General features: G+C 64.9%; 17 protein-coding genes. 3 read left to right on the top strand and 14 right to left on the bottom strand.

Annotated elements, in window-relative coordinates; genetic code table 11:
• Positions 1-39: 39 nt before the first annotated feature.
• From BCO18175_RS07450 to BCO18175_RS07515, 14 genes are all read right to left on the bottom strand, one after another.
• Positions 40-741, bottom strand: a complete 702-nt coding sequence (locus tag BCO18175_RS07450; protein WP_174980061.1) for a DUF2968 domain-containing protein — start codon at positions 739-741, stop codon at positions 40-42.
• Positions 742-795: 54 nt separating this feature from the next.
• Positions 796-2187 carry a sigma 54-interacting transcriptional regulator gene (locus BCO18175_RS07455; protein ID WP_174912557.1) on the bottom strand — a complete coding sequence of 464 codons (1392 nt, stop codon included), beginning with the start codon at positions 2185-2187 and terminating at the stop codon, positions 796-798.
• A gap of 108 nt (positions 2188-2295) precedes the next feature.
• A complete protein-coding gene (locus tag BCO18175_RS07460; RefSeq protein WP_368040710.1) occupies positions 2296-4329 on the bottom strand; it encodes a pilus assembly protein TadG-related protein in 2034 nt (677 codons plus the stop codon).
• Positions 4330-4332: 3 nt separating this feature from the next.
• Positions 4333-4662 carry a DUF3613 domain-containing protein gene (locus tag BCO18175_RS07465; RefSeq protein ID WP_174980063.1) on the bottom strand — a complete coding sequence of 110 codons (330 nt, stop codon included), beginning with the start codon at positions 4660-4662 and terminating at the stop codon, positions 4333-4335.
• A 20-nt stretch (positions 4663-4682) separates the two neighbouring features.
• Positions 4683-5525 carry a tetratricopeptide repeat protein gene (locus BCO18175_RS07470; protein ID WP_059682771.1) on the bottom strand — a complete coding sequence of 281 codons (843 nt, stop codon included), beginning with the start codon at positions 5523-5525 and terminating at the stop codon, positions 4683-4685.
• An 18-nt stretch (positions 5526-5543) separates the two neighbouring features.
• The gene (locus tag BCO18175_RS07475; protein ID WP_174980064.1) at positions 5544-6536 is read right to left on the bottom strand and encodes a type II secretion system F family protein; all 993 of its coding nucleotides are present in this window, start codon (positions 6534-6536) and stop codon (positions 5544-5546) included.
• Between the two features lie 4 nt (positions 6537-6540).
• Entirely contained in the window at positions 6541-7542 is a 1002-nt protein-coding gene (locus BCO18175_RS07480) for a type II secretion system F family protein (protein WP_174980065.1), read from the bottom strand.
• Positions 7535-8905: a CpaF family protein gene (locus BCO18175_RS07485; RefSeq protein ID WP_174912576.1), complete on the bottom strand. Its 1371-nt coding sequence runs from the start codon at positions 8903-8905 to the stop codon at positions 7535-7537. Before BCO18175_RS07485 ends, BCO18175_RS07480 begins: the two co-directional genes overlap by 8 nt.
• Before the next feature lie 3 nt (positions 8906-8908).
• Positions 8909-10183, bottom strand: a complete 1275-nt coding sequence (locus tag BCO18175_RS07490) for a fimbrial protein (protein WP_174980066.1) — start codon at positions 10181-10183, stop codon at positions 8909-8911.
• Between the two features lie 60 nt (positions 10184-10243).
• Positions 10244-11575, bottom strand: a complete 1332-nt coding sequence (locus tag BCO18175_RS07495) for a type II and III secretion system protein family protein (protein WP_174980067.1) — start codon at positions 11573-11575, stop codon at positions 10244-10246.
• A 65-nt stretch (positions 11576-11640) separates the two neighbouring features.
• On the bottom strand, positions 11641-12567 hold the full coding sequence (gene cpaB / locus BCO18175_RS07500; RefSeq protein WP_174980068.1) for a Flp pilus assembly protein CpaB: 927 nt from the start codon (positions 12565-12567) through the stop codon (positions 11641-11643).
• Positions 12568-12634: 67 nt separating this feature from the next.
• Complete coding sequence (locus tag BCO18175_RS07505; RefSeq protein WP_174980069.1) at positions 12635-13081, bottom strand: TadE/TadG family type IV pilus assembly protein; 447 nt, start codon at positions 13079-13081, stop codon at positions 12635-12637.
• Entirely contained in the window at positions 13078-13578 is a 501-nt protein-coding gene (locus BCO18175_RS07510; RefSeq protein WP_174980070.1) for an A24 family peptidase, read from the bottom strand. The genes BCO18175_RS07505 and BCO18175_RS07510 overlap by 4 nt, the downstream gene beginning before the upstream one ends.
• A 96-nt stretch (positions 13579-13674) precedes the next feature.
• Positions 13675-13893 carry a Flp family type IVb pilin gene (locus BCO18175_RS07515; RefSeq protein WP_174980071.1) on the bottom strand — a complete coding sequence of 73 codons (219 nt, stop codon included), beginning with the start codon at positions 13891-13893 and terminating at the stop codon, positions 13675-13677.
• Positions 13894-14569: 676 nt separating this feature from the next.
• On the opposite strand from BCO18175_RS07515, the gene BCO18175_RS07520 reads away from it, so the two are divergent.
• The 3 genes from BCO18175_RS07520 to BCO18175_RS07530 all read left to right on the top strand — a co-directional run bounded on the left by BCO18175_RS07520 (position 14570) and on the right by BCO18175_RS07530 (position 19625).
• Positions 14570-16333: a collagen-like triple helix repeat-containing protein gene (locus tag BCO18175_RS07520; protein WP_174980072.1), complete on the top strand. Its 1764-nt coding sequence runs from the start codon at positions 14570-14572 to the stop codon at positions 16331-16333.
• A gap of 40 nt (positions 16334-16373) precedes the next feature.
• Positions 16374-17795 carry a collagen-like triple helix repeat-containing protein gene (locus BCO18175_RS07525; protein ID WP_174980073.1) on the top strand — a complete coding sequence of 474 codons (1422 nt, stop codon included), beginning with the start codon at positions 16374-16376 and terminating at the stop codon, positions 17793-17795.
• Between the two features lie 144 nt (positions 17796-17939).
• Positions 17940-19625: a ShlB/FhaC/HecB family hemolysin secretion/activation protein gene (locus tag BCO18175_RS07530; protein ID WP_174980074.1), complete on the top strand. Its 1686-nt coding sequence runs from the start codon at positions 17940-17942 to the stop codon at positions 19623-19625.
• Positions 19626-19691: the final 66 nt, after the last annotated feature.

Below are 19691 nucleotides of genomic sequence, written 5' to 3' on the forward strand. Positions count from 1 at the left end.
GTGCAGCCGGCGCGGCATGTCGCCGCACCGCCGCCGGGTTCAGTGTGCCGTCGCCGGCAGGCCTGCATCGGCCTCGCGCTGCAACGACCGCACCTGCTGCTGCAACGCACGCAGTTGCGACTGAAGTTCGGCCTGCTGCGCCTGCAATGCGGCCGTCTCGTTGCGTACACTCTTCTGGCGATCCGCGACTGCCGCCTGCTGCTGGCGTGCGATCGAGATATCGGCCTGCAGACGCCGCGCACGATCCTGCGTGACTTCGATCTGCTTGTCCATTTGCGTCTTCTGCGATTCCAGCTTCGCCGCCCGCAGTTCGTTCACGGCCAGCCGCTCCGCCTGGCGCGAGAAATCGCGATAGATCGCTTCCGCACGGGTTTCATCGTAGGTCTTGATCACGCGCCAGAACGCCTTCTGCTGGAACAGCGCGACGAAGTACGCACCGTCCTTTACGTTGAACAGCAGGCTCGCGCCGTAGCTGCCGTTGTAGCTCGTGCGCATTTCGGTCAGCGTGTGCGCCTGGATCTGGCGCTGCAAGTCGTCGACCGTGCTCGGCCCCGTCGACTCGCCCGCCTGCGGCTGCACCGACGTCTGCGAATCGATCACCGGAATCGCCGCCACCGGCGCCGACGCCTGCTGTACTGCCGGCGAACCGCTGTCTGCCAGACTTTGCGCGTATGCGCCCTGCATGCCTCCCGCCAGGGCGAACAATACGCACGCCCTTCCCAACCCCGTCATATGGCTCATGAAGTTCTATTCCCGCCCGAGTCGTTGTAATTCAGCGCGATTTTATCTCATTAATTACTCACTTTCGCGGGTCTCGGGCTCCTCGTCGAAGATCTGATATTTGCGCATTTTTTCCCACAACACTTTGCGGCTGATACCGAGCTGCTGCGCCGTATCCTGACGCCGCCAGCCGTTTGCGTCGAGCGCCGCAATGACGCGGTTGCGCTCGTTCATGTCCCACTTGCTGCGATCGACGAAGACTTCGGCCGCGCTCTCCGCCGGTACCGGCTGTGCCGAATTGCGCGCGTGTGCGATCAGTCGCTGCAACCGCGCGGCATCCCACCCGCCCGTCTGCCGCACCGTTACGCCGACACGCTCGGCGAGGTTGCGCAGTTCGCGCACGTTGCCGGGGAAATAGCTGTCCGCGACCGAATCCGTCAACCAGTACGGCAGATCGGACAACTGAGCGAGCCTGTCTTCGCCGACGACCTGCTCGACGAACGACTTGAACAACGCGATCTTGTCGACAGCGCCACGCTCTTCCAGCGACGGAATGCTCAGCTCGATCACCGCGAGCCGGTAGTAGAGATCGGCACGGAACAGGCCGTCCTTCACGAGCTGCGGCAGCTTCTTGTTGCTCGCCGCGACCAGGCGGAAATCGACCTTGACCGGCGTCGTCGCGCCGACACGCAGCACCGCGCCGTCCTCGAGCACGCGCAGCAGCTTGACCTGCTGGTACAGCGGCAGATCGCCAACTTCGTCGAGGAACAGCGTGCCGCCGCCCGCCTGCTCGAAATAGCCTTTATGCGCAACAACCGCGCCCGTGAACGAACCCTTCGCATGACCGAAGAACAGCGATTCGAACAGGCCGTCGGGAATCGCGCCGCAGTTCACCGGCACGAACTCGCCGTGCCGGTAGCGCGAATGCTTGTCGTGCAGCAGTTGCGCGATGCGCTCCTTGCCGACGCCGGTTTCGCCGTGCAGCAGCACGTTGGTGTCGCAATCGGCGAACGTATCGACTTCGTGCAGGAGCGCCTGCATCGATTCCGAGTGCGCGACGAGTGCGGCCGGATGCGACGTTTCAGCCGTATGCGCACGCAGCTGCGTGACGAGCTTGCCGATCATGCCGCGCAGTTCGGCACACGTGAAGTCGAGCGGCAGGACATGCGAATACTCGGGCGGATACTGCGACGCGTCGTGATCGCGCGCCGCGCCGACCCAGACGACCGGCATGCCGATGTTGGCCTGCCAGTCGCGCAGGAATGCCGCGCCGGTTTCGATCATCGTCACGCTGATGATCGCCAGCGACGGCCGCAACGCGGCGCGCTCGGCCGAGACCTCCGCGTTGTCGGCACGGATCACTTCGACGTCGAAGCTCGCCATGCACCGGGCGACGCGGTCGACGATGTCTGCCTTGCCTTCCCAGACGTACAGGTCGAGCTCTTCGATTGCGGGCGTGGTTCTCATGATTCGGGTGCGGCTTCAGTAATTGACGAGTGGCTCGACATTGCGGCTCAGTGAGCGGTTGCAGGCGGCAGCGACGCTGCCTGCCTTGATGACAGAACGTTCAGGCATTTATTGAACCAGCATGGGGTTGCCGCATTTGATCGAGTCCGGTGTGTTCGTGACATAGGCATTCCCGAGGCTGAGGCCGAGCAGGCCCGTGACCGAGGTCAGGAGCGAATCAATCGGTTGCAGCAGCAGCGGGACGAGTGTAGTTCCCAGTGCTGACAAAATCGGCCCGAGAACGACGTTCAGCACCGGTGTGACAACATCGCCCAGCAATGCGAGCAAACCGCTGTTGGCGGTCAACTGGATCGACAGGCCACTGTTAAGTGCGCTTTGAACCGCGGGTGACAGAAGCTGATCCGTGCCGGTGCTCAACATGTATGGCGATGCAGGGGCCGGGGACGCGGATGAACCAGGACCGGGATAGGTAAACGTCAACGGTGTCGCGCTTTGATTGGCAACGGGAATGGTCAACTGTCCGGGCGTCAGGTTGACGTTGACCGAGATCTGGCTCAGGTCGAGGAGCCCTAACGTCAAGGTCTTGACCAACGTCGACAACCCGGAAATCAGACCGCCCAGGTTCAACAGGTTAAGCAGGCTCTGCAGGTTGACGGACACCAGCGTAATCGGTGTTGCGCTACCGTTCTGTGTATATCCGCTCGGTGCATTGAGGTTGATCGGCGTATTCGCCGAGCCGCCGAGATACACGGCAACCACTCCGGTCTGCACGTTCACCGTCGCGCTTTTCGTGCCGTCCGCCGTACAGGTGACCGACGCCAGGCCCGCCGTTGCCGGTGCCACATAGGCGGTGATCGGCAGTTGCACCGCCGCAAGCGGCGTGGGACTACCCGACGGGCACGTGCCCCCCGGATAGACCAGCCCGCCGGTCGGACAGGTCGACAGCAAAGATATCGACGTATTGAGGAAGATGTTCCCCTGCGCGGTCGACGTATTGGTCGTGCAATTGGACGTCCCGCAGTTCGACGGCCCCGGCGGACCGCTCGCGGTGGACGGCGGATTCGCCCCGAGCTTGACCGAACCCGATACGTTCACGTTCAGCAGCGGCGCGAGCAAGGTAGGCGTCTGAACCGTGACGCTGGGAATGCTGACCGAACTCGTGCCGTTCGCGATCTGCAATGCCGTCGACAGCAATCCGAGTGCATTGACGCTGGCGTCGACGGCGGAGGTTCCCGTAGCGGTAGCAGCGGAAACCAGCTGGCCGAGCGCGATCTGCGGACCGCCGCAGACGCTGCCCGAACAGAGCGCAGCGACAATCGCGTTCAGGACGTTCAGGTTCGCCCCGACCAGATTCTGCTGCGTCGCCGCCTGCACTGCGGCGTTGGCCAGCTGCCCGAGCGTCACGGTACCGTTCAATACGCCTGTGGTCGTGCCGACCGGCAGATTGGCGAGAATACCGGCCAGCTTCAGGTTGACTTGCGCCAGCCCCTGGTAGTCGAGAACCTGCAGGCTCAGCGCATTCGGAGACCCCGTCAGCACCTTGAGCAACTGATTGGCCAACCCGCCGTTCAATGTCGCCAGCGACGTGGTCAGCGTAAAGGTATCGGTCGGCACGCTCTTGGCGATGGCGGATCCACCGATCGTGACGCCACCGCGAAAAATCCCGTCGACCGGCTCGGCCACCGTGACACAAACGGCATTGGTCGATTGGCCATTGACCGTTCCGGCCGACAGACCGGCGCATTGGCCACCGCTGATCGGGTCTCCCGACATCCAGGTGAACTGCGCGCTGCCGCTGCCCTGAGGCGCGCTCCAGATGCCGCAAGACACGGACACGCTCGAACCGGTGGGCAACGGGTTCTTCGATGGGTTGGCGATTTGACCGGCAGCGGTCTTAGCTGCCTGACAAGTCGAGTCGGTGCTAATTTGCGACACCGCTGACAGCGCGGCCAAATCGGCCGCCGCCTGCATTCGACGTCTTTCAGCATAGAAATGGCCGACGTCGATCGCACCCAGCACGATAATCGCAACCAATGCCCAGATCGTCGCCATGACCGCGACGCTCCCCCGCTGGCGACTTCTCCGCGGGCCGCCAGCGCCACCCCGCCGCGCCGCGTGCGATTGATCTGCGCGCATGGTCATCTCTTATTGCGCGCCCTGCCCGCCGCCCGACATGCCACCCGTTGCACCGAGTTGCGAACTTATCGAATCCGGGATCTTGTTCTTGAACGAATCAAGATAGCGCTGGTAGGAAAGCGATGCGACATCGCCGAACACCGGTTGCGCCGGCGCCGCCGCGCGATTGTCACGCTGCATCGCGAGCCAGCCCCTGGTCGAACGGCCAACGTCTGACGCGCCCGATGCCACGGACTGTTGACCATAGGCCGCGCCGGAGCTCGTGACGATGCAGGCGATCGCACCCAGCGTCGCGATCCAGCCGATGCGTACGCTTCGATTATGTTTGTTCTCGTTCATGTTGCTCCCCGGATATCCGTTCATTGTGCAAACCGTTGCAACAGCGGCACTGTCTGGTCGTAGCCGACGTTGTTCGCCATCGGCGTGATCGGTGTTGCCGCGCCGCGTCGCGATACCACCGGCGGTGTCGCGACTGCACGCTGCTGGGCGCGCACGGCCGCAGCGATCTTCGCGGCATCGCTGTTGATGTCCTTGCGAATATCGGCCGACAGATGCTGCTGGTTCATCAACCGTTGCGCATCCTGCGCACGTCCTGCCGCAAACAGATACAGCGCGAGGTTGCTGACGATCTTCGGATTGCGCTGATCGAGTTCGGCCGCCTTCATCAACGGCACCCGTGAACCGACGACGTCGCCGCTGCGCAACTTCGCGTAAGCCAGGTCGGAAAGCAGCGACGGATCCGTCGGCGCAAGCTCCGACGCCTGCGTCAATGCCTGCACCGCACGGTCGAAATCCCCCGCGGCACCCGCCAGCAACCCGAGCCCGCGATAGCCGCGCGCAGCGAGCGGCGTCTTCAGCAACTGGTTGTACGCGGCCGCGCTTGCGGCCGGCTGATCGGTCATCCGCAGCGCATCCGCGCGCAGCAGGACCGATTCCGGCATGACGCCGTATGTCTTGTCGTATGCGTCGATGTGCGCGAGCGAAGCGTAATAGAGCCCTTGCGTTTGCATGCGCTGAATCAGGCCCAGGTACATCCCCGGCGTATCCGGTACGGACTGCTTCTGATCTGCTGCCTGCATCAGCGCCGCACGCTCGGTCTGCGCACCGACGCCATACCCGCTTTCCTTGGTGGCGCATGCACCAAGCAGCAGCACCGCCGCCAACATGCCTGCCCGTGTCACTGTTTCGCCGATTCGCTTCATGGTCTGTCCTTCCGTCCTTCAATGCTGCGACGCCAATGCGCGCATCACCGCCAGCATGCCCGGCCCGGCCGTCACGATCAGCAATGCAGGCAACAGCGTCAGCACCATGACGCCCGTCATCTTCACGGTCAATCTGCCGATACGTTCGCGCAGCATCGCGCGGCGTGTCTCGCGCAAACGATCGCCGAACTGCTTGAGCGGCTCCTGCACCGCACCGCCATGCTTGTCGACCTGGATCATCAATCGCACGATCGCGCGCAAATCCTCGTTGTCGAATCCGCCGGACAGCCGTTGCAGCGACTGCTCGCGCGTACGTCCCGCAGCGAACTGACGCTGCGCGATTCCCACCTCCGACGACAGCACCGGCAGCATCCCGCGAAAATCGTTCGTCACGACCTGCAGGCTCTGATCGAGCGACAGCCCGACACCTTGCAGCAAGCGCAACATATCGACGAGCAGCGGCAGTTCGTCGACGACGCTCTGCCGCCGTGATGCCGCACGGCGCTGCACATAGAGTTTCGGCAGCATGAAGCCGAGCCCGAAGGCGACGAACATGCCGACCATCCAGATACTGCCTTTCGCGCGCCCGCTCGCGAAGATCACGAACAGCAGCGGCAGCGCGATCCCGCACGCGACTCGCGCGCTCAGAAACAACCCGCGCGTGCGCGCGTCGACATATCCGGCTTGCTCGAGCAGGCGGCGATCCTCTTCCGCGACAGCGTATTTGCCGAATCCCGTATCCAGCCAACGCATGCCCGCCGCCGACAACCGGTCCAGCAAACGCTGGACGCGTTGCCCGCCGCGCACATCGGATTTCGCAGGCGCATCGCCGTTCGGCGCGGTCCGTGCTTTCGCTGCCTCGAGTGCCGCCATGCGCCGATCCAGCGCATCGACCAGCGCACGTTCGGCCCGCCCCGCTGCATGCGCACGCAACACGGCGACCATGCCTAGCAGCAGCACCCCAAGCGCGCCCACTGCCAGCGCAATCGCTCCGATTTGAGTTGCTGTCATAGCCTCACCTGAGCCGAGCCATTCGGTACAGCCATATGCTGCCGGCCACTTGCGCCAGGAATGCGATCGTGAGCAGCGACCGACCGCTCGGATCGCCCCACATCCCGTACAGATACCTCGGGTTTGTCATCACGACAAAACTGCCGATCGCGATCGGCAGCATGACGAGGACAAACGCCGACAGCCGCGTCTCCGACGACATCGCGGTCAATTCACGCTCGGCCTGCTCGAGATCGCGCATGAACACCGACATCCGCTCGAGCATCACGTCCGCGCGACCGCCGTATTTGACCGACAAGCGCAGCACCGAGCCGACGAGTTCAAACTCTTCCGTCCGGTAGATCTTCGCGATGTGCATCATCGCGCGATCGATCTCGATACCGCCGCGCAGCATCCGCGACACGACGTCGAGGCAGCCGCGCAGCGGCTCCTCGGTCGTCAGGAGTGCTGCCTGGAAGGCAGCCGGCACGCTGTTGCCCAACGTGACGAGACGCACGATCCCGTCGAGGAACGACGGGATCTGCCGGACGATCTTCAACCGCCGCCGCTGAATCCGTGACGCGAGCCAGACGCCGAGTATCGCGCTTCCGCAAATGAGCGCCGCGAAACACGCGAGCATGCCGCCGTGACTACCCGCGACGAATGCAGCCACGACAAGCACTGCAAGCGCGATGAAGGCCTTGCCGCGTGCGTCGTCTATCCCTGCACGACTCGCGAGGTTCGACAGATATTCGGATGCCGTCGCATACCAATGTGCCCAGAATGCGTCGGATGATGCGTTTCGTGCCGCGCCCGGCTGCATCGGCACCGCGCGCGCGGCACCTGCCGCCGCCGGCCGTGCTGCCTGCGCGGCGACACCTGCACGTGCGCCGGGTTCGAGCCGGCTGTCGATGAAACGCTTGGCGTCGGTCCGTACGCGCCGGGTTTCCGCGTGACGCCACAGCATCATCGCGGCCGCGACGCACAGCATCGCGAAGGCCAGCGCCCACACCATCCCGCTATACATTGAAGCCCCCGCCGCCGCGGCCGAACCCGCCGCCACCGAACCCGCCGCCAAACCCGCCGTCGCCGAACCCGCCGCTCGTCAGCGTCTGGCGGAAGCGCGCGAGCTTCGGCGAATGCGGATGAATGCCCAGCGTCTCCCAGTGGTCGACTTCCTCGCCCTCCGGCGTCACGCGTGCTTCGTAACGGTAAAGTTCCTGCGTCGCGATGATGTTGTCGGACAGACCGGTGACTTCCGTGATCGACAGGATCCGCCGCCGCCCGTTCGACAGGCGACCGATCTGCACGATGAAGTCGATCGCATTCGCGATCTGCCGGCGCAGGCTCGACTCGGTGCCCTGAAAGCCCGCGAAACCCGCAAGCATCTCGAGACGGTACAGGCACTCTCGCGGTGAGCTCGCATGCACGGTGCCCATCGAGCCGTCATGGCCCGTGTTCATCGCCTGCAGCATTTCCAGCACTTCACCACCGCGCACTTCGCCGACGATGATCCGGTCCGGGCGCATCCGCAGCGTATTGCGCAGCAGGTCGCGAATCGATACGACGCCGTTGCCGTCGAAACCGCCCGGCCGGCTCTCGAGACGCACGACGTGCGGGTGATTCAGCGACAGCTCCGCCGTATCCTCGATCGTCACGACACGCTCGATCTCCGGAATGTGGAACGCGAGCGCGTTGAGCAGCGACGTCTTGCCGGAACTCGTGCCGCCCGACACGAGAATGTTGCAGCGCGCCTCGACTGCCGCCTGGAGCAGCGTGTTGATCTCTTCGTTGAACGTGCCGTTGCCGAGCAGATCGGAGGGCTTCAGCGGATCCTTGCGGAATTTCCGGATCGATACGACCGGGCCGTCGATCGACAGCGGCTCGATCACGACGTTCACTCGGCCACCGTCGGGCAGCCGCGCGTCGACCATCGGGTTCGACTCGTCGAGACGGCGGCCGATCGGTGCGAGGATCCGGCGCACGATCCGCAGCAGGTGCGCGTTGTCGGTAAAGCGCACCGGCAGCTTCGCGAGGATCCCGTGGCGCGACACGTACACGTCGTTGTAGCCGTTGATCAGGATGTCCTCGACCGCCGGGTCCGCCAGCAGGTCCTCGATCGGCCCGAAGCCAGCGAGCTCCTTCGTCAGGGCCTCGGCGATCGCACGCACCTCGTTTTCGTTGAGCGGGATGCGGCGCAGGCGCACGAAGCTGTCGATCTCGAGATCGACGAACTGGTTGATCGCCTGTCGCGACCAACGGCCGAACTCGGCGCCCAGTTCTTCGATACGCGTCAGCAAGTGCTCGTGCGCGGCATTCTTGATGTCGTGAAATTGCTGCGTCTGGGAGAACGGCGCTGCGCCGTCGGCGAATTGAATGTCGTGTGCCATCGCTTACGACCGCTTGGACGAGGGTTGAATGAAGCGCTTCAGCGCGGAAAGGCCGGATGCCGGTCGCGCGGCGGCCGGTCTGACCGACACGCCTGGCAGCCGCGCGGCGAGCGACTCGAGCGCGCGCACGTACGGGTCGCGCTCCGTCATGTCGACGATGAGCCGGCCCTGGTTTGCCGCATGGCCGATCGCGACGCGGCGCGACGGCAACGTACCCACCAGCGCAAGACCGAGGCGCTCGGCGATCTGTGCAGGCGTCAGGTCGAGTGCGGGATCGTACTGGTTGACGACGAGCCGTACACGATCGGTGTCGACACCCGCGTCGCGCAGCCCGGTGAGCAGATCGGCCGCGGACACGATCGACGCGACACCCTGGTCGCAGACGAGCCACGCTTCATCGGCCGACATCGTAATCTGGGCAACGAACTCGCGGTTCGAGAAACCACCGAGATCGACGATCTGCTGATCGAAAAATGCGCGAAACCGGTTCAGCACGCCGGCGCACGACGCATACGAGACATCGCGCAGCCCGCCGAGATCGGCCGGCAGCGTCGTCAATGCAACACCGCTCTCATGCCGGGTCAGTGCGGTATTCACGAAGGTTCGGTCGATGCGGCGCAGGTTGTGAACCGCATCGATGAAATGGAATTCGCAGCGGGTATTCAGGAACAGCGCACCGTCGCCTGCCGGCAGCCCCAGGTCGACGAGCGCGGTCTGGCGCCCGGCCGGCGTGCCGCCATTCGGCTCGCCGGTTGCCCCCGGGCTCACCGCGCGCTTCTGCAGCCACACGGCGAGATTCGCCGCGAGCGTGCTCACGCCCATGCCGGCGCGCGCGCCCAGCAATGCGACGAGCTTGCCGTGACGGCTTGCCGGCTCGCCGACGTTTGCCAGCAGCCCGCGCGTCGTGCGCAACGCCTCTTCCGCCGCGGCCGACACGTCGATGAAATCGCGCACGCCGGCGCGCAATGCGGCGAGCGTGCTCTCCGGCTGTGCGAGCGAGCCGAGTGCGATGATCGGCAGCCCCGGATGCGATGCACGTACCGCCGCGGCGGCCACGCTCGCAGCCGCGCTGCCGTCGGAAAAATCGATGAACACGAGCGCCGGATTGAGCCCCGTGATGCGCTGAGCAAGCACGCCCGGCTCGAGCGACGCAGCCTCGACCGCACCGGCCGATACGAGCGTATCGGCCAGCCAGCGGACATGCGCCTCGTGTGGTGACGCGCAAACGAAATAGTCGGTCACGGCGGGTTCACACAATGACTGGATTCGCGCGTTCATGTCGAACACCCCCGACTACACAAAGCGTGGCGACGCGTCGCAATCCGCGAGACATCCCACTCATTTCGAAAACCCCGGAGCGGCGTCCGGCGACGCAGCTCCGCCCAGATACGATTTCCAGACCGGTCCATCGTGCTGCTCGGACAGCTCGCCGGGCGTCGCGGGCAGCACGGCCCCCTTGGCGATCGGCGCGACAAGGTGAGGTGTCACGATGATCAGCAGTTCCTTGTCGTTCTGCTGATAATTCATATTCTTGAAGAACGTACCGATAATCGGCAGATCGCCCAGCAACGGCACCTTGCTCACGTTCGACATCGTCTGCCGATCGATCAGGCCGCCGATCACGAAGCTTTCGCCATCGCCGAGCTCGACGGTCGTGTCCGCGCGGCGCGTCGTGATGCCGGGCACCGCAACGCCACTGATCGTCACGCTGTTCACGAAGTCGAGCTGACTCGACTCGGGGGCGACCTTCAACGCGATCCGGTTCGGGCTCAGGACCGTCGGCATCAGCGAGAGCCCGACACCATATTGCTTCCACTGGATCGCGGTCGAGCCGAGCCCTTGCGGCGACGGCACCGGAATCTCGCCGCCCGCGAGAAAGCTCGCGCTCTGCCCGGACAGGGCGACCAGCGTCGGCTCCGCCAGCACGCGAGCGAGATTGTTCGCCTCGAGCAGTGACAGATCAGCAAAAATGCCGTGCCCGGCGGCGTTCACGACCAGGTTGAACGCCGACGCGACCGGCGAACCGAGCGTCGGAACGTAACCCGCGGTACCTGGGCCGGACCCTCCGCTATAAGACTGCACGCCCCCCGGCGAAAACGATCCGAACGAAAAACCGTTGCTTTGCTTGAAGAAATTGAACCCGACCTGCTTGAGCACCGAACGGCTGAATTCGACAACCCGCACGTCGACCTGCACGACGCTCTTGCCGGGAACCGTCGAGCGGTCGATCACGGCCCCCTTCCCGCTCATGTTCTTGCCGACCGCGGCCGCGCGCGCATGCGCCTCGAGCGACGCCGACGAGCCTTGCAATACCGCCGTCCCGCCGTATGCATTCACGCGCGGCGTAGAACCGTCGAGCACCGCTTGAGCGGCCGCGTCGACGACTTCGACGTTCCAGACCGTCGGCTCGTCGTGACCGCGCTCCCACAGCATGACGTTCGTCGCGCCGGGCGCCTTCGCGGTAAGCAGCACCGATCCCGAGCGGTTCCCCTTCATGATCAGCACGTCGGCTATCGCAGGATCGCCGACCGCGACACGCTGCAGCGTGCGGCTCGCCGAAATCTGTCTTTGCGCGCCGACCGCAAGCTCGATCGTGCTGCTCGCAGTCGCGAACGATGCGAAAGTCATGGTGAAGATGGCAATCGCGAATGCAATCAGTGTTTTTTTCATCGTTTGGTAGACCGTCGCGCGGCCTTCTACTTGTCGTCGCTGATATCGATGGCCGTCGATGTCTTTCAATAGGCAACCGTTTCCGACCGGCCGCCACGGATCACTTCGATGTTGCCGCCTCCCCCGCTCGGCCGCACCACCGGCAGCAATCGCTGCGGTAACGGCGGCACGTTCACATTGGCCACCGGTGTTCTCGGCGTACCGGACAGTTGTTGCAACGAAACGCCCGCCGCAGCCAGTGCCGACGGCGACAGCTTGTTGTCCGTACGTACCGCAACCGTCTGTATCGCAAGCTCGTCGTCACGCGGGTTGCGCAAGGCGAACGTCAGCCGGCCGCTCGCTTCGCCGAGCGTCAGCGCATCGACCTGCGCGGTCGGTACCGCGAGCACCGCGATGCGGACGCCGGCCGGTTGCCCGTTGCCGCCGTTGTTGTTCCCGCTGTCGCGATCCGAAGTCGCATCACCGAACGACAGCACACGGACCTTCGACAACAGGAGACGCGCCTGCGACTGCGAGACCTCGCCGTCAAGCATCGTGCCGCCGCCTTCACGTTTCAGATTCAGGAACACGTCGACATAGTTGCCGGGCCGCAGCCGGTTGCCGACTGCATTCGATTCGTCGACGCGAACCGCAACCGCGCGCTCGCCGGGCTGTACGTCCTCGGCAAGCCCCGATACCAGCGCATCCGCAACGACCGGCGCCGAGGCCGGGATCTCCCGAACCGGCACGCGGCCGACAAGCGGAACGGGATCACTGAACGCGCCCACCGGTACGAGCGCAGTCGACTGGATCTTCAGTGCATCAGCCGGGATCGGCTGACCGCCCGGCAAGGTGCGCGTCGCAATCACGACGGGTACGGCTGTTGCCGTCGCCGCTTGCTGGACCGGCGCGGGACGCGAAGCGCTGCGTCCAAGCACCCATGCATAGATCCCAAGCAAAACTGCGATCGCAATCAGCAGCCCCGCAATGATCTTCGTTACGTTGTTGGCCATGTTGTCGAATGGATGCAGGAATAAAAATCCAGTTAGCTTCTTGCCGCGTGATTCGTGAATGACGTGCTCATAACATGGTCTGCGGAATTTGCACCACTGCCGAACCCGTCAATGGTGCCGTCATGAATGTCCCCAGGAACGGCATGATCGTCATCCAGCTGTCCGGCGTATAGCTCACCGTGACCGTCAGGCAGTACAGCAACGGCGTCGGCGTCCCGTTGTAGTTGCACTGCTGCGCCACGACGTTGGGCGGACTACTGTTCAGCCAGCCGAGGACGTTCTGGGTCGTCGTCTTCGCGTTCGCGACGCGTGTCGTGAGATCAGGTGCGTAGCTCAATCCAGCGCGCGCGCCCTCGCTTGCCGCCATCGTCAAGCTCTGCTGAATGAGAAAAATCATCCCGAAACTCAGAATCGCGTAGAAAATCACGAAGAACAGCGGAAACACGATCGCAAACTCGACCGCTGTCGCTCCGCGCTGCCGCCGACGCCCTCGCCACGCGCTCTGTCGTTTCATCGCACGCCCCCCGTTGCGGCAAGATAGATCAGCCATATGGCAGCCGGCACCGCAAGGCATGCGGCATAGGGCGTTGCCCGATATCTCCCGAGTCTCAGCGCAGGCTCGCGCGGTCGCCACAAGCCCCCGAGCGAGGTGCGCGACAGCACCATCAGCGCGAGCGCGTGCAGGCCTGCAGCCAGGCTGGCGGCCACCCACAGCCAAAGCAGCGCATGCGCACCGCACCAGATGCCGAGCACGGCGAAAATCTTTACATCGGCTGCGCCCATCACGCGCAGAAGGAAGAACGGCATAAGCCCAATCAAGCCGACCAGCATGCCGGCCACTGACTGAAGCATGGAAATGCCAAATGGATTCGCGGCCACGCATGCGCCGCCGAACCCGCTGACCAGTCCGACCAGAACAAGCGCGTTCGAAATACGGCGGAAACGAATATCGCTGACCACGACAAAACCTGCCCAGGTCAGAAATACCCCGCTAAAAATAAGATGTCCCATCGCGCCACGATCCGCAGCAAATACGAGGGCGAGCGGATTACCGAGGCAATCCGCCCGCTACTGCGCCAAGACGACTTCCGAAAAAGAAGTGTCAGCTTAGCCCGCCGGGACTGCTCGGATCGCGGTGGCAGAACAGTTGGTAGCCGAAGGGGAGGACACGCAAGTGCCAAGATTGGTGAACATGTTGCCGAGACTGCTGCCGATGTTCGTCACCCCGGCAACGATTGCGACAGCAATCAGACCCGCAATCAGACCATACTCGATCGCGGTAACCCCGTTTTCTTCCCGAAAGAAGCGAATCAACATTGCTTTCATTTTATTCCTCGTGCCTGTATTTACGTTCTTTGGCCTTTTATACGTAAACGTCCCCGCATATCCGGCCGTTGCCCCGCGCTGTTCGCCACATCTGCTGTAGCGTCAACCGGGTGCGCTTTCTTTATAGATTGCCCCGAGGGGCATGGCTCATCATTTGATGCAAGTTAACATTCGCGATAGTGACCTCCTCGAACGTTGTGTACCGAACCGTACATTTCCTTACATCTGCTCCGGATTCTATATCCGATCCCATTTAACTTCCAACCTCTTTTAACGACATGGATGGAAAAAAATGACCTGGAGCACAACGTATTTGTACGGTGTTTCGGTACGACTTACACATAGGATTTACGATAGGTTAGATGTGCACACCTAATCCACCAGTAAAACAATTGCCTCGTCCACCAAGCCTGCGCGGCCCCAACGTTACGTCGCACGCGTAACGCCAATGTTGTGACGTTACGTTACGCGACGCTCGAAACCGTTCTCATCCGTCTGTCCTTAAACAGATTCAACAATCTTTCAATTTCCATAACTTCCTTTTCCGACAAGGAATTGCCCCGTTTAAAACCTGTTGTCGAACCGTCGGCCATCGAAATGGCACGACAGTTGCAGAGTAGTCCGCGCACCACTCAACACAACGAAGTTCACAACACATTTTTAATGCGAGGACAAAATGGACATTAAGGTTATCCCCCATGGCGTGTTCCGGACGACTCTGATCGCGGCCACCGTTGCAGCCATGCTTTCCCTCTCCGCGTGCGGCGGTTCCGGCTCCATCAGCCAGGGTCTTGGCGGCGGCTCGAGCTCCGGCGGCGGCGATTCGATCTCGACTTCGGGTGGCGGTACGTCCGGCTCGAGCGGCACCTCGGGCACGAGCGGCACCTCCGGCACCTCCGGCACCAGCGGAAGCTCGGGCACGAGCGGTACGTCCGGCACCAGCGGAACCTCGGGAACGAGCGGAACGTCCGGCACCAGCGGTACGTCGGGCACGAGCGGTACCTCGGGCACCTCGGGTGTGTCGTCGAACGCAGTGGGAACTGTCCTCGCAAGCAGCAGCAACATCGTCACGGGTGTCGGCGGAACCGTCTCGGGTCTCGGCTCCGTGATCGGCAGCCAGTCGCTGCCGGGCGTCAACCCGGCCACCACGCAAGCCGCAGGCGGCATCGTGCAAAGCGTCGGCGGTGCGGTGACCGCACTCGGCAACGGCCTCGGCAACGGTCTCGGCCAGCTCGGCGCGACGAAGGATCCGCTCGGCACGACGCTGGCCAGCACGGGCGGCGTGGTCAACCAGCTCGGCGGCGCAGTCACGCAGACCGGCAACCTGGTCACGAGCCTCGGCAGCGGGCCGCTGTCGCCGCTCGCACCGGTCACGGGCGCCGTCGGCGGCCTCGTGTCGACGCTCGGCGGTGCCGTCTCGAACGGCGGCACCACCCTCACCAACGCACTGTCGACCGGCCCGATCCAGCAAGTCACGCAGACGGTCAGCTCGGCCATCACGCCGATCACGACGATGGTCGGCCAGACGACCCAGACGATCGGCACGGCGACCGGCCTCGGTGCGCCCGTCAACACGCTGCTCGGCACGGTCGGCAACGGCCTGAACCAGGCCGGCGCCCTGCTCGCGTCGGCGGGCGGCAACCCCGTCACGACCGGCCTTGGCAACACGGTCTCGTCGACGGGCAACACCGTGAAGGCCGTCGGCGGCCTGCTCACGGGCGGCACCGGCGGCGTGACCAACCCGCTCGCACCGCTCACTGGCCTCGTCTCGACGGTCACCGGCGCACTCGGCGGCGCAACGGGTGGCGGCAGCGGCCCGCTCGCCCCGGTCACCGGCCTCGTCTCCACGGTCACGGGCGCACTCGGCGGCGCAGCAGGCGGCGGCAGCGGCCCGCTCGCCCCGGTCACTGGCCTCGTCTCCACGGTCACGGGCGCACTCGGCGGCGCAGCAGGCGGCGGCAGCGGCCCGCTCGCCCCGGTCACCGGCCTCGTCTCCACGGTCACGGGCGCACTCGGCGGCGCAGCGGGCGGCGGCAGCGGCCCGCTCGCCCCGGTCACCGGCCTCGTCTCCACGGTCACGGGCGCACTCGGCGGTGCAGCAGGCGGCGGCAGTGGCCCGCTCGCCCCGGTCACGGGCCTCGTCTCCACAGTCACGGGCGCACTCGGCGGCGCAACGGGTGGCGGCAGCGGCCCGCTCGCCCCGGTCACCGGCCTCCTCGGCACGGTGACGGGCGCACTCGGCAGCGCGACGGGCGGCGCAGGCGGCAGCAGCCCGCTTGCCCCGGTGACGAACGTCGTGTCCACGGTGACCAGCGCGGTCGGCGCGCCGGCATTGACCGGCGGCACGGGCGCCGTCACGAACTCGGGCTCGTCGTCGAATCCGCTCGCGCCTGTCACGTCGCTGATCGGCGGCCTGCTCGGTGGCACGCACGGCAAGTAAACCAACATCCATCAATCGACAAGACAGCGAGGAGTCAATCATGTCCCAGCAACGTTCTCTCACGACAGCCGCCCTGAGCCAGTGGCGCGTGCCCCTCACGGCCTTCGCCGCCGCCTGCCTGCTGGCCGCCTGCGGCGGCGGCGGCGTGAGCTCGCCGCCGACCAGCAGCAGTAACAACCCCAGCAGCACGAGCGGCACGCCGAGCACGAGCGGCACCAGCGGCACGTCCACCGGCACCAAGGGTGTCGTCAGCACGGTTGGCCAGACGGCCACCGACCTCGGCAGCACGGTCGGCAACATCAGCGTGCCGGGCCTCGGCGACGGCGTGACGAAGGGCGTCGGCAGCACGCTCTCCAGCACCGGCACGATCGTCGGCGCAGCCGCCGATGCCGTGAGCAATGGTCTGGGACAGATCGGGACGACTAAGGATCCGGTCGGCACGACCGTCGCCGGCCTCGGCAATGTGGTCGGCGCGACGAGCAACACGGTGTCCGGGCTGAGCTCGACGGTCAAGGCACTCGGCACGGGCCAGCTCGCGCCGCTCGCGCCCGTCACGACCCCGGTCGGCACCGTGCTCGACACGGTGGCCAACGGCTTGACGGCCGCCGGCACGACGATCGGCTCGACGCTGTCGTCGGGCGCCGTGCAGCAAGTGACGCAGCCGCTCAGCTCGGCGATCACGCCGCTCATGATCACCGCCGGCCAGGTCACGCAACAGGTCGGCACGACGACCGGCCTCGGCCAACCCGTCTCGGGCCTGCTCGGCCAGGTCGGTGGCGCGATCAGCTCGGCCGGCAAGCAGGTCGGCGGCACGTCGAGCCAGCCGCTCGTCGGCGACGTCGGTCAGCTCGTGACCGCGGTCGGCAACACCGTGACCAACGCGGGTGGCCTCGTCAATCCGAACGGCCCGAACGGCGCGGCACCGATCCCCGGCCTGATCACGAGCCTCGTCGGCGGCTCGACGGCGAGCGTGCAGAACGGCACGTCGTCGGGTTCCGGCTCGACGAATCCGCTCGGCGGCCTGCTGTCGGGTCTCGGCTCGACGCCGCTCGGCTCGCTCACCGGCGCACTCGGCGGCGCGACCGGCGGCTCGGGCAGCAGCCCGCTCGCCCCCGTCACGGGCCTCGTCTCCACCGTTACCGGCGCACTGAGCGGTGCGGCGGGCGGCAGCGGCGGCCCGCTCGCCCCGGTCACGAATCTCGTGTCGACGGTCACGGGCACGCTCGGCGGCGCAACGGGTGGCGCAGGCAGTGCAAACCCTCTCGCGCCTGTCACCGGTTTGCTGAATACTGTCACCGGAGCAGTTGGCGGCGCAGCAGGATCCGGTGGCGCGAGCCCGCTCGCGCCGGTCACGTCGCTGGTCGGCAGCGTCACGGGTACGGCGACGTCGGGCGGCGGCTCGACGGGCCTGCTGGCACCGGTAACGGGGTTGCTGGGTACGCTGGGTAGCGTTGGCAAGTAAGGAGGACGGTCGCACCTTCGCAGCCGGAGCGGATGGCGCGACCGTACAAATACGACCGGCATTGCGGCACGCGGCGCGCGGCACCCTGGTGTCGCGCGCCGGCATTACAAAGAAGACGAAAAGCAAGGCCAACGAGGAAGAACAATGAAATCCAGACTCGACAGATGGATGATGCTGCTCGCCATCGCGGCGGCAGGCACGGCACATGCACAAACGCGCGTCGGGGGTAACCCGCTCGACTCCCTCCCCCAGATCAACGCGCCGAAAACCGGTCCGAACGTGACCGTGCAGGTCGCACCGCAAGCGCCGCAGTTGCAGGAGTTGCTGTCGCGCCATCTGACGCCGACGACGTTCCAGGTCGAAGGCGTGAAGTCCGTGCCGTTCGAGGAAATCTCGCGTCGCTTCACCCCTCTCGTCGGTAAGGACATCACGATCGGCGAATTGATCGAAACCGCCAACGGTGTGACGAAGCTGTACCAGGATCGCGGCTTCGCGCTGTCGTTCGCATTCGTTCCTGCCCAGACGTTCGAGAACGGCGTCGTGCGCATCACGGTCGTCGAAGGCTATGTGTCGGACGTCAAGGTCACCGGCAAGCCCGGTGCGATGGAATCGAAGATTCGCGCGATCGCCGCGCATATCACCGCCGATCGCCCGCTGCGCCGCGCGACGTTCGAACGCTACGTAAACACGTTCGGCCTGTTACCCGGCCTCACGGTAAAGGCGAACGTACCGCCGCCGCAAACCACCGACGGTGCCACGACGCTCGAACTCGCGGTCGACCGCAAGCCGTTCAACGTCAGCACCGGTATCGACTTCAACCACCCGGGCGTCCAGGGCCTCATCACCGCCACCGAAAACGGCCTCACGTCGTTCGGCGAGCAACTGAGCATTTCCGCGCTGGCGCCGCCGGGGCGCGACAAGCAGACTTATTTCGCATTCAGCGGCGCGGTACCCGTCGGCAGCAGCGGCCTGATCACGCGCCTCGACGCGAGCACGTATCGCGGCAAGCCGACCAACAATCCGGGGCTGCCGTCATACGTGCAGCGTACGGTCAAGAACGAGAAGCTTGGTCTTTCGGCATCCTATCCGATACTGCTGAACAACCAGCGCAGCCTGCTCGGCACGGTGTCGGGCTACGCGGCGCACAACGAGGACAATTACCAGAACCAGATCAACGGCGCGACGCTCAACAACCGGTCGCAGGTTCGCGTGCTGCAACTGCAGCTCGACTACACGAACGTCCAGCCGAAACAGGTGCGAAAGTTGAGCGTCAACGTCGCCAAGGCGTTCGACATTCTCGGCGCGTCGAAATCGCAGGTCGCCCAGGCGAACGGCTCGACGATTACGTACGCCGACCCGACATCACTGACCTTCGTCCGCACCGGCGCAACCTTCACGCAAACGAACGAATGGCCGTTCCGGATCGGCACGTCAGTATCGCTCACCGGGCAATACAGCCCCGACTCGCTGCCGACGTCCGAGCAGATCTCGTTCGGTTCGACGCGCTACGCGCTCGGCTATCAGCCAGGCGAAGCGTCGGGCGACTCGGGATGGGGGATGTCGCTGGAGGTCAACCGCGGCTTCACGCCGGGCTGGACGTATATGAAATCCGTTACGCCGTACATCGCCTACGACATGGCGCGCGTGTACCTGCACGCGGGCACGCCGTCGCCGAACCGCATGTCGTCGGTCGGCATCGGTGTACGTTTCACGGACAGCCGCTTCTACAGCCTCGACCTGAACGTCGCGAAGCCGGTGGGTGACGCACCCGTCGAAAGTGCATCACGCAGCCCGCGCATCAACGCCGCATTCTCGTATCAGCTCAACTGATCGGTCACCAAACAGCCCGCGCCACGCGGGCTGTTTCGATTAGAGTCCCCTCTATCAAACGTGGCG

It is taken from the genome of Burkholderia lata (assembly GCF_902499335.1).
GTDB lineage: Bacteria > Pseudomonadota > Gammaproteobacteria > Burkholderiales > Burkholderiaceae > Burkholderia > Burkholderia lata_B.

Bases quoted from the DNA above. Each gene is read 5' to 3' on its own strand.
- BCO18175_RS07460 (WP_368040710.1), bottom strand. From the start codon at position 4,329: ATGACCATGCGCGCAGATCAATCGCACGCGGCGCGGCGGGGTGGCGCT.
- BCO18175_RS07490 (WP_174980066.1), bottom strand. From the start codon at position 10,183: ATGAACGCGCGAATCCAGTCATTGTGTGAACCCGCCGTGACCGACTAT.
- BCO18175_RS07505 (WP_174980069.1), bottom strand. From the start codon at position 13,081: ATGAAACGACAGAGCGCGTGGCGAGGGCGTCGGCGGCAGCGCGGAGCG.
- BCO18175_RS07470 (WP_059682771.1), bottom strand. From the start codon at position 5,525: ATGAAGCGAATCGGCGAAACAGTGACACGGGCAGGCATGTTGGCGGCG.
- BCO18175_RS07510 (WP_174980070.1), bottom strand. From the start codon at position 13,578: ATGGGACATCTTATTTTTAGCGGGGTATTTCTGACCTGGGCAGGTTTT.
- BCO18175_RS07455 (WP_174912557.1), bottom strand. From the start codon at position 2,187: ATGAGAACCACGCCCGCAATCGAAGAGCTCGACCTGTACGTCTGGGAA.
- BCO18175_RS07525 (WP_174980073.1), top strand. From the start codon at position 16,374: ATGTCCCAGCAACGTTCTCTCACGACAGCCGCCCTGAGCCAGTGGCGC.
- BCO18175_RS07480 (WP_174980065.1), bottom strand. From the start codon at position 7,542: ATGTATAGCGGGATGGTGTGGGCGCTGGCCTTCGCGATGCTGTGCGTC.
- cpaB (WP_174980068.1), bottom strand. From the start codon at position 12,567: ATGGCCAACAACGTAACGAAGATCATTGCGGGGCTGCTGATTGCGATC.
- BCO18175_RS07450 (WP_174980061.1), bottom strand. From the start codon at position 741: ATGAGCCATATGACGGGGTTGGGAAGGGCGTGCGTATTGTTCGCCCTG.
- BCO18175_RS07465 (WP_174980063.1), bottom strand. From the start codon at position 4,662: ATGAACGAGAACAAACATAATCGAAGCGTACGCATCGGCTGGATCGCG.
- BCO18175_RS07520 (WP_174980072.1), top strand. From the start codon at position 14,570: ATGGACATTAAGGTTATCCCCCATGGCGTGTTCCGGACGACTCTGATC.
- BCO18175_RS07515 (WP_174980071.1), bottom strand. From the start codon at position 13,893: ATGAAAGCAATGTTGATTCGCTTCTTTCGGGAAGAAAACGGGGTTACC.
- BCO18175_RS07475 (WP_174980064.1), bottom strand. From the start codon at position 6,536: ATGACAGCAACTCAAATCGGAGCGATTGCGCTGGCAGTGGGCGCGCTT.
- BCO18175_RS07485 (WP_174912576.1), bottom strand. From the start codon at position 8,905: ATGGCACACGACATTCAATTCGCCGACGGCGCAGCGCCGTTCTCCCAG.
- BCO18175_RS07530 (WP_174980074.1), top strand. From the start codon at position 17,940: ATGAAATCCAGACTCGACAGATGGATGATGCTGCTCGCCATCGCGGCG.
- BCO18175_RS07495 (WP_174980067.1), bottom strand. From the start codon at position 11,575: ATGAAAAAAACACTGATTGCATTCGCGATTGCCATCTTCACCATGACT.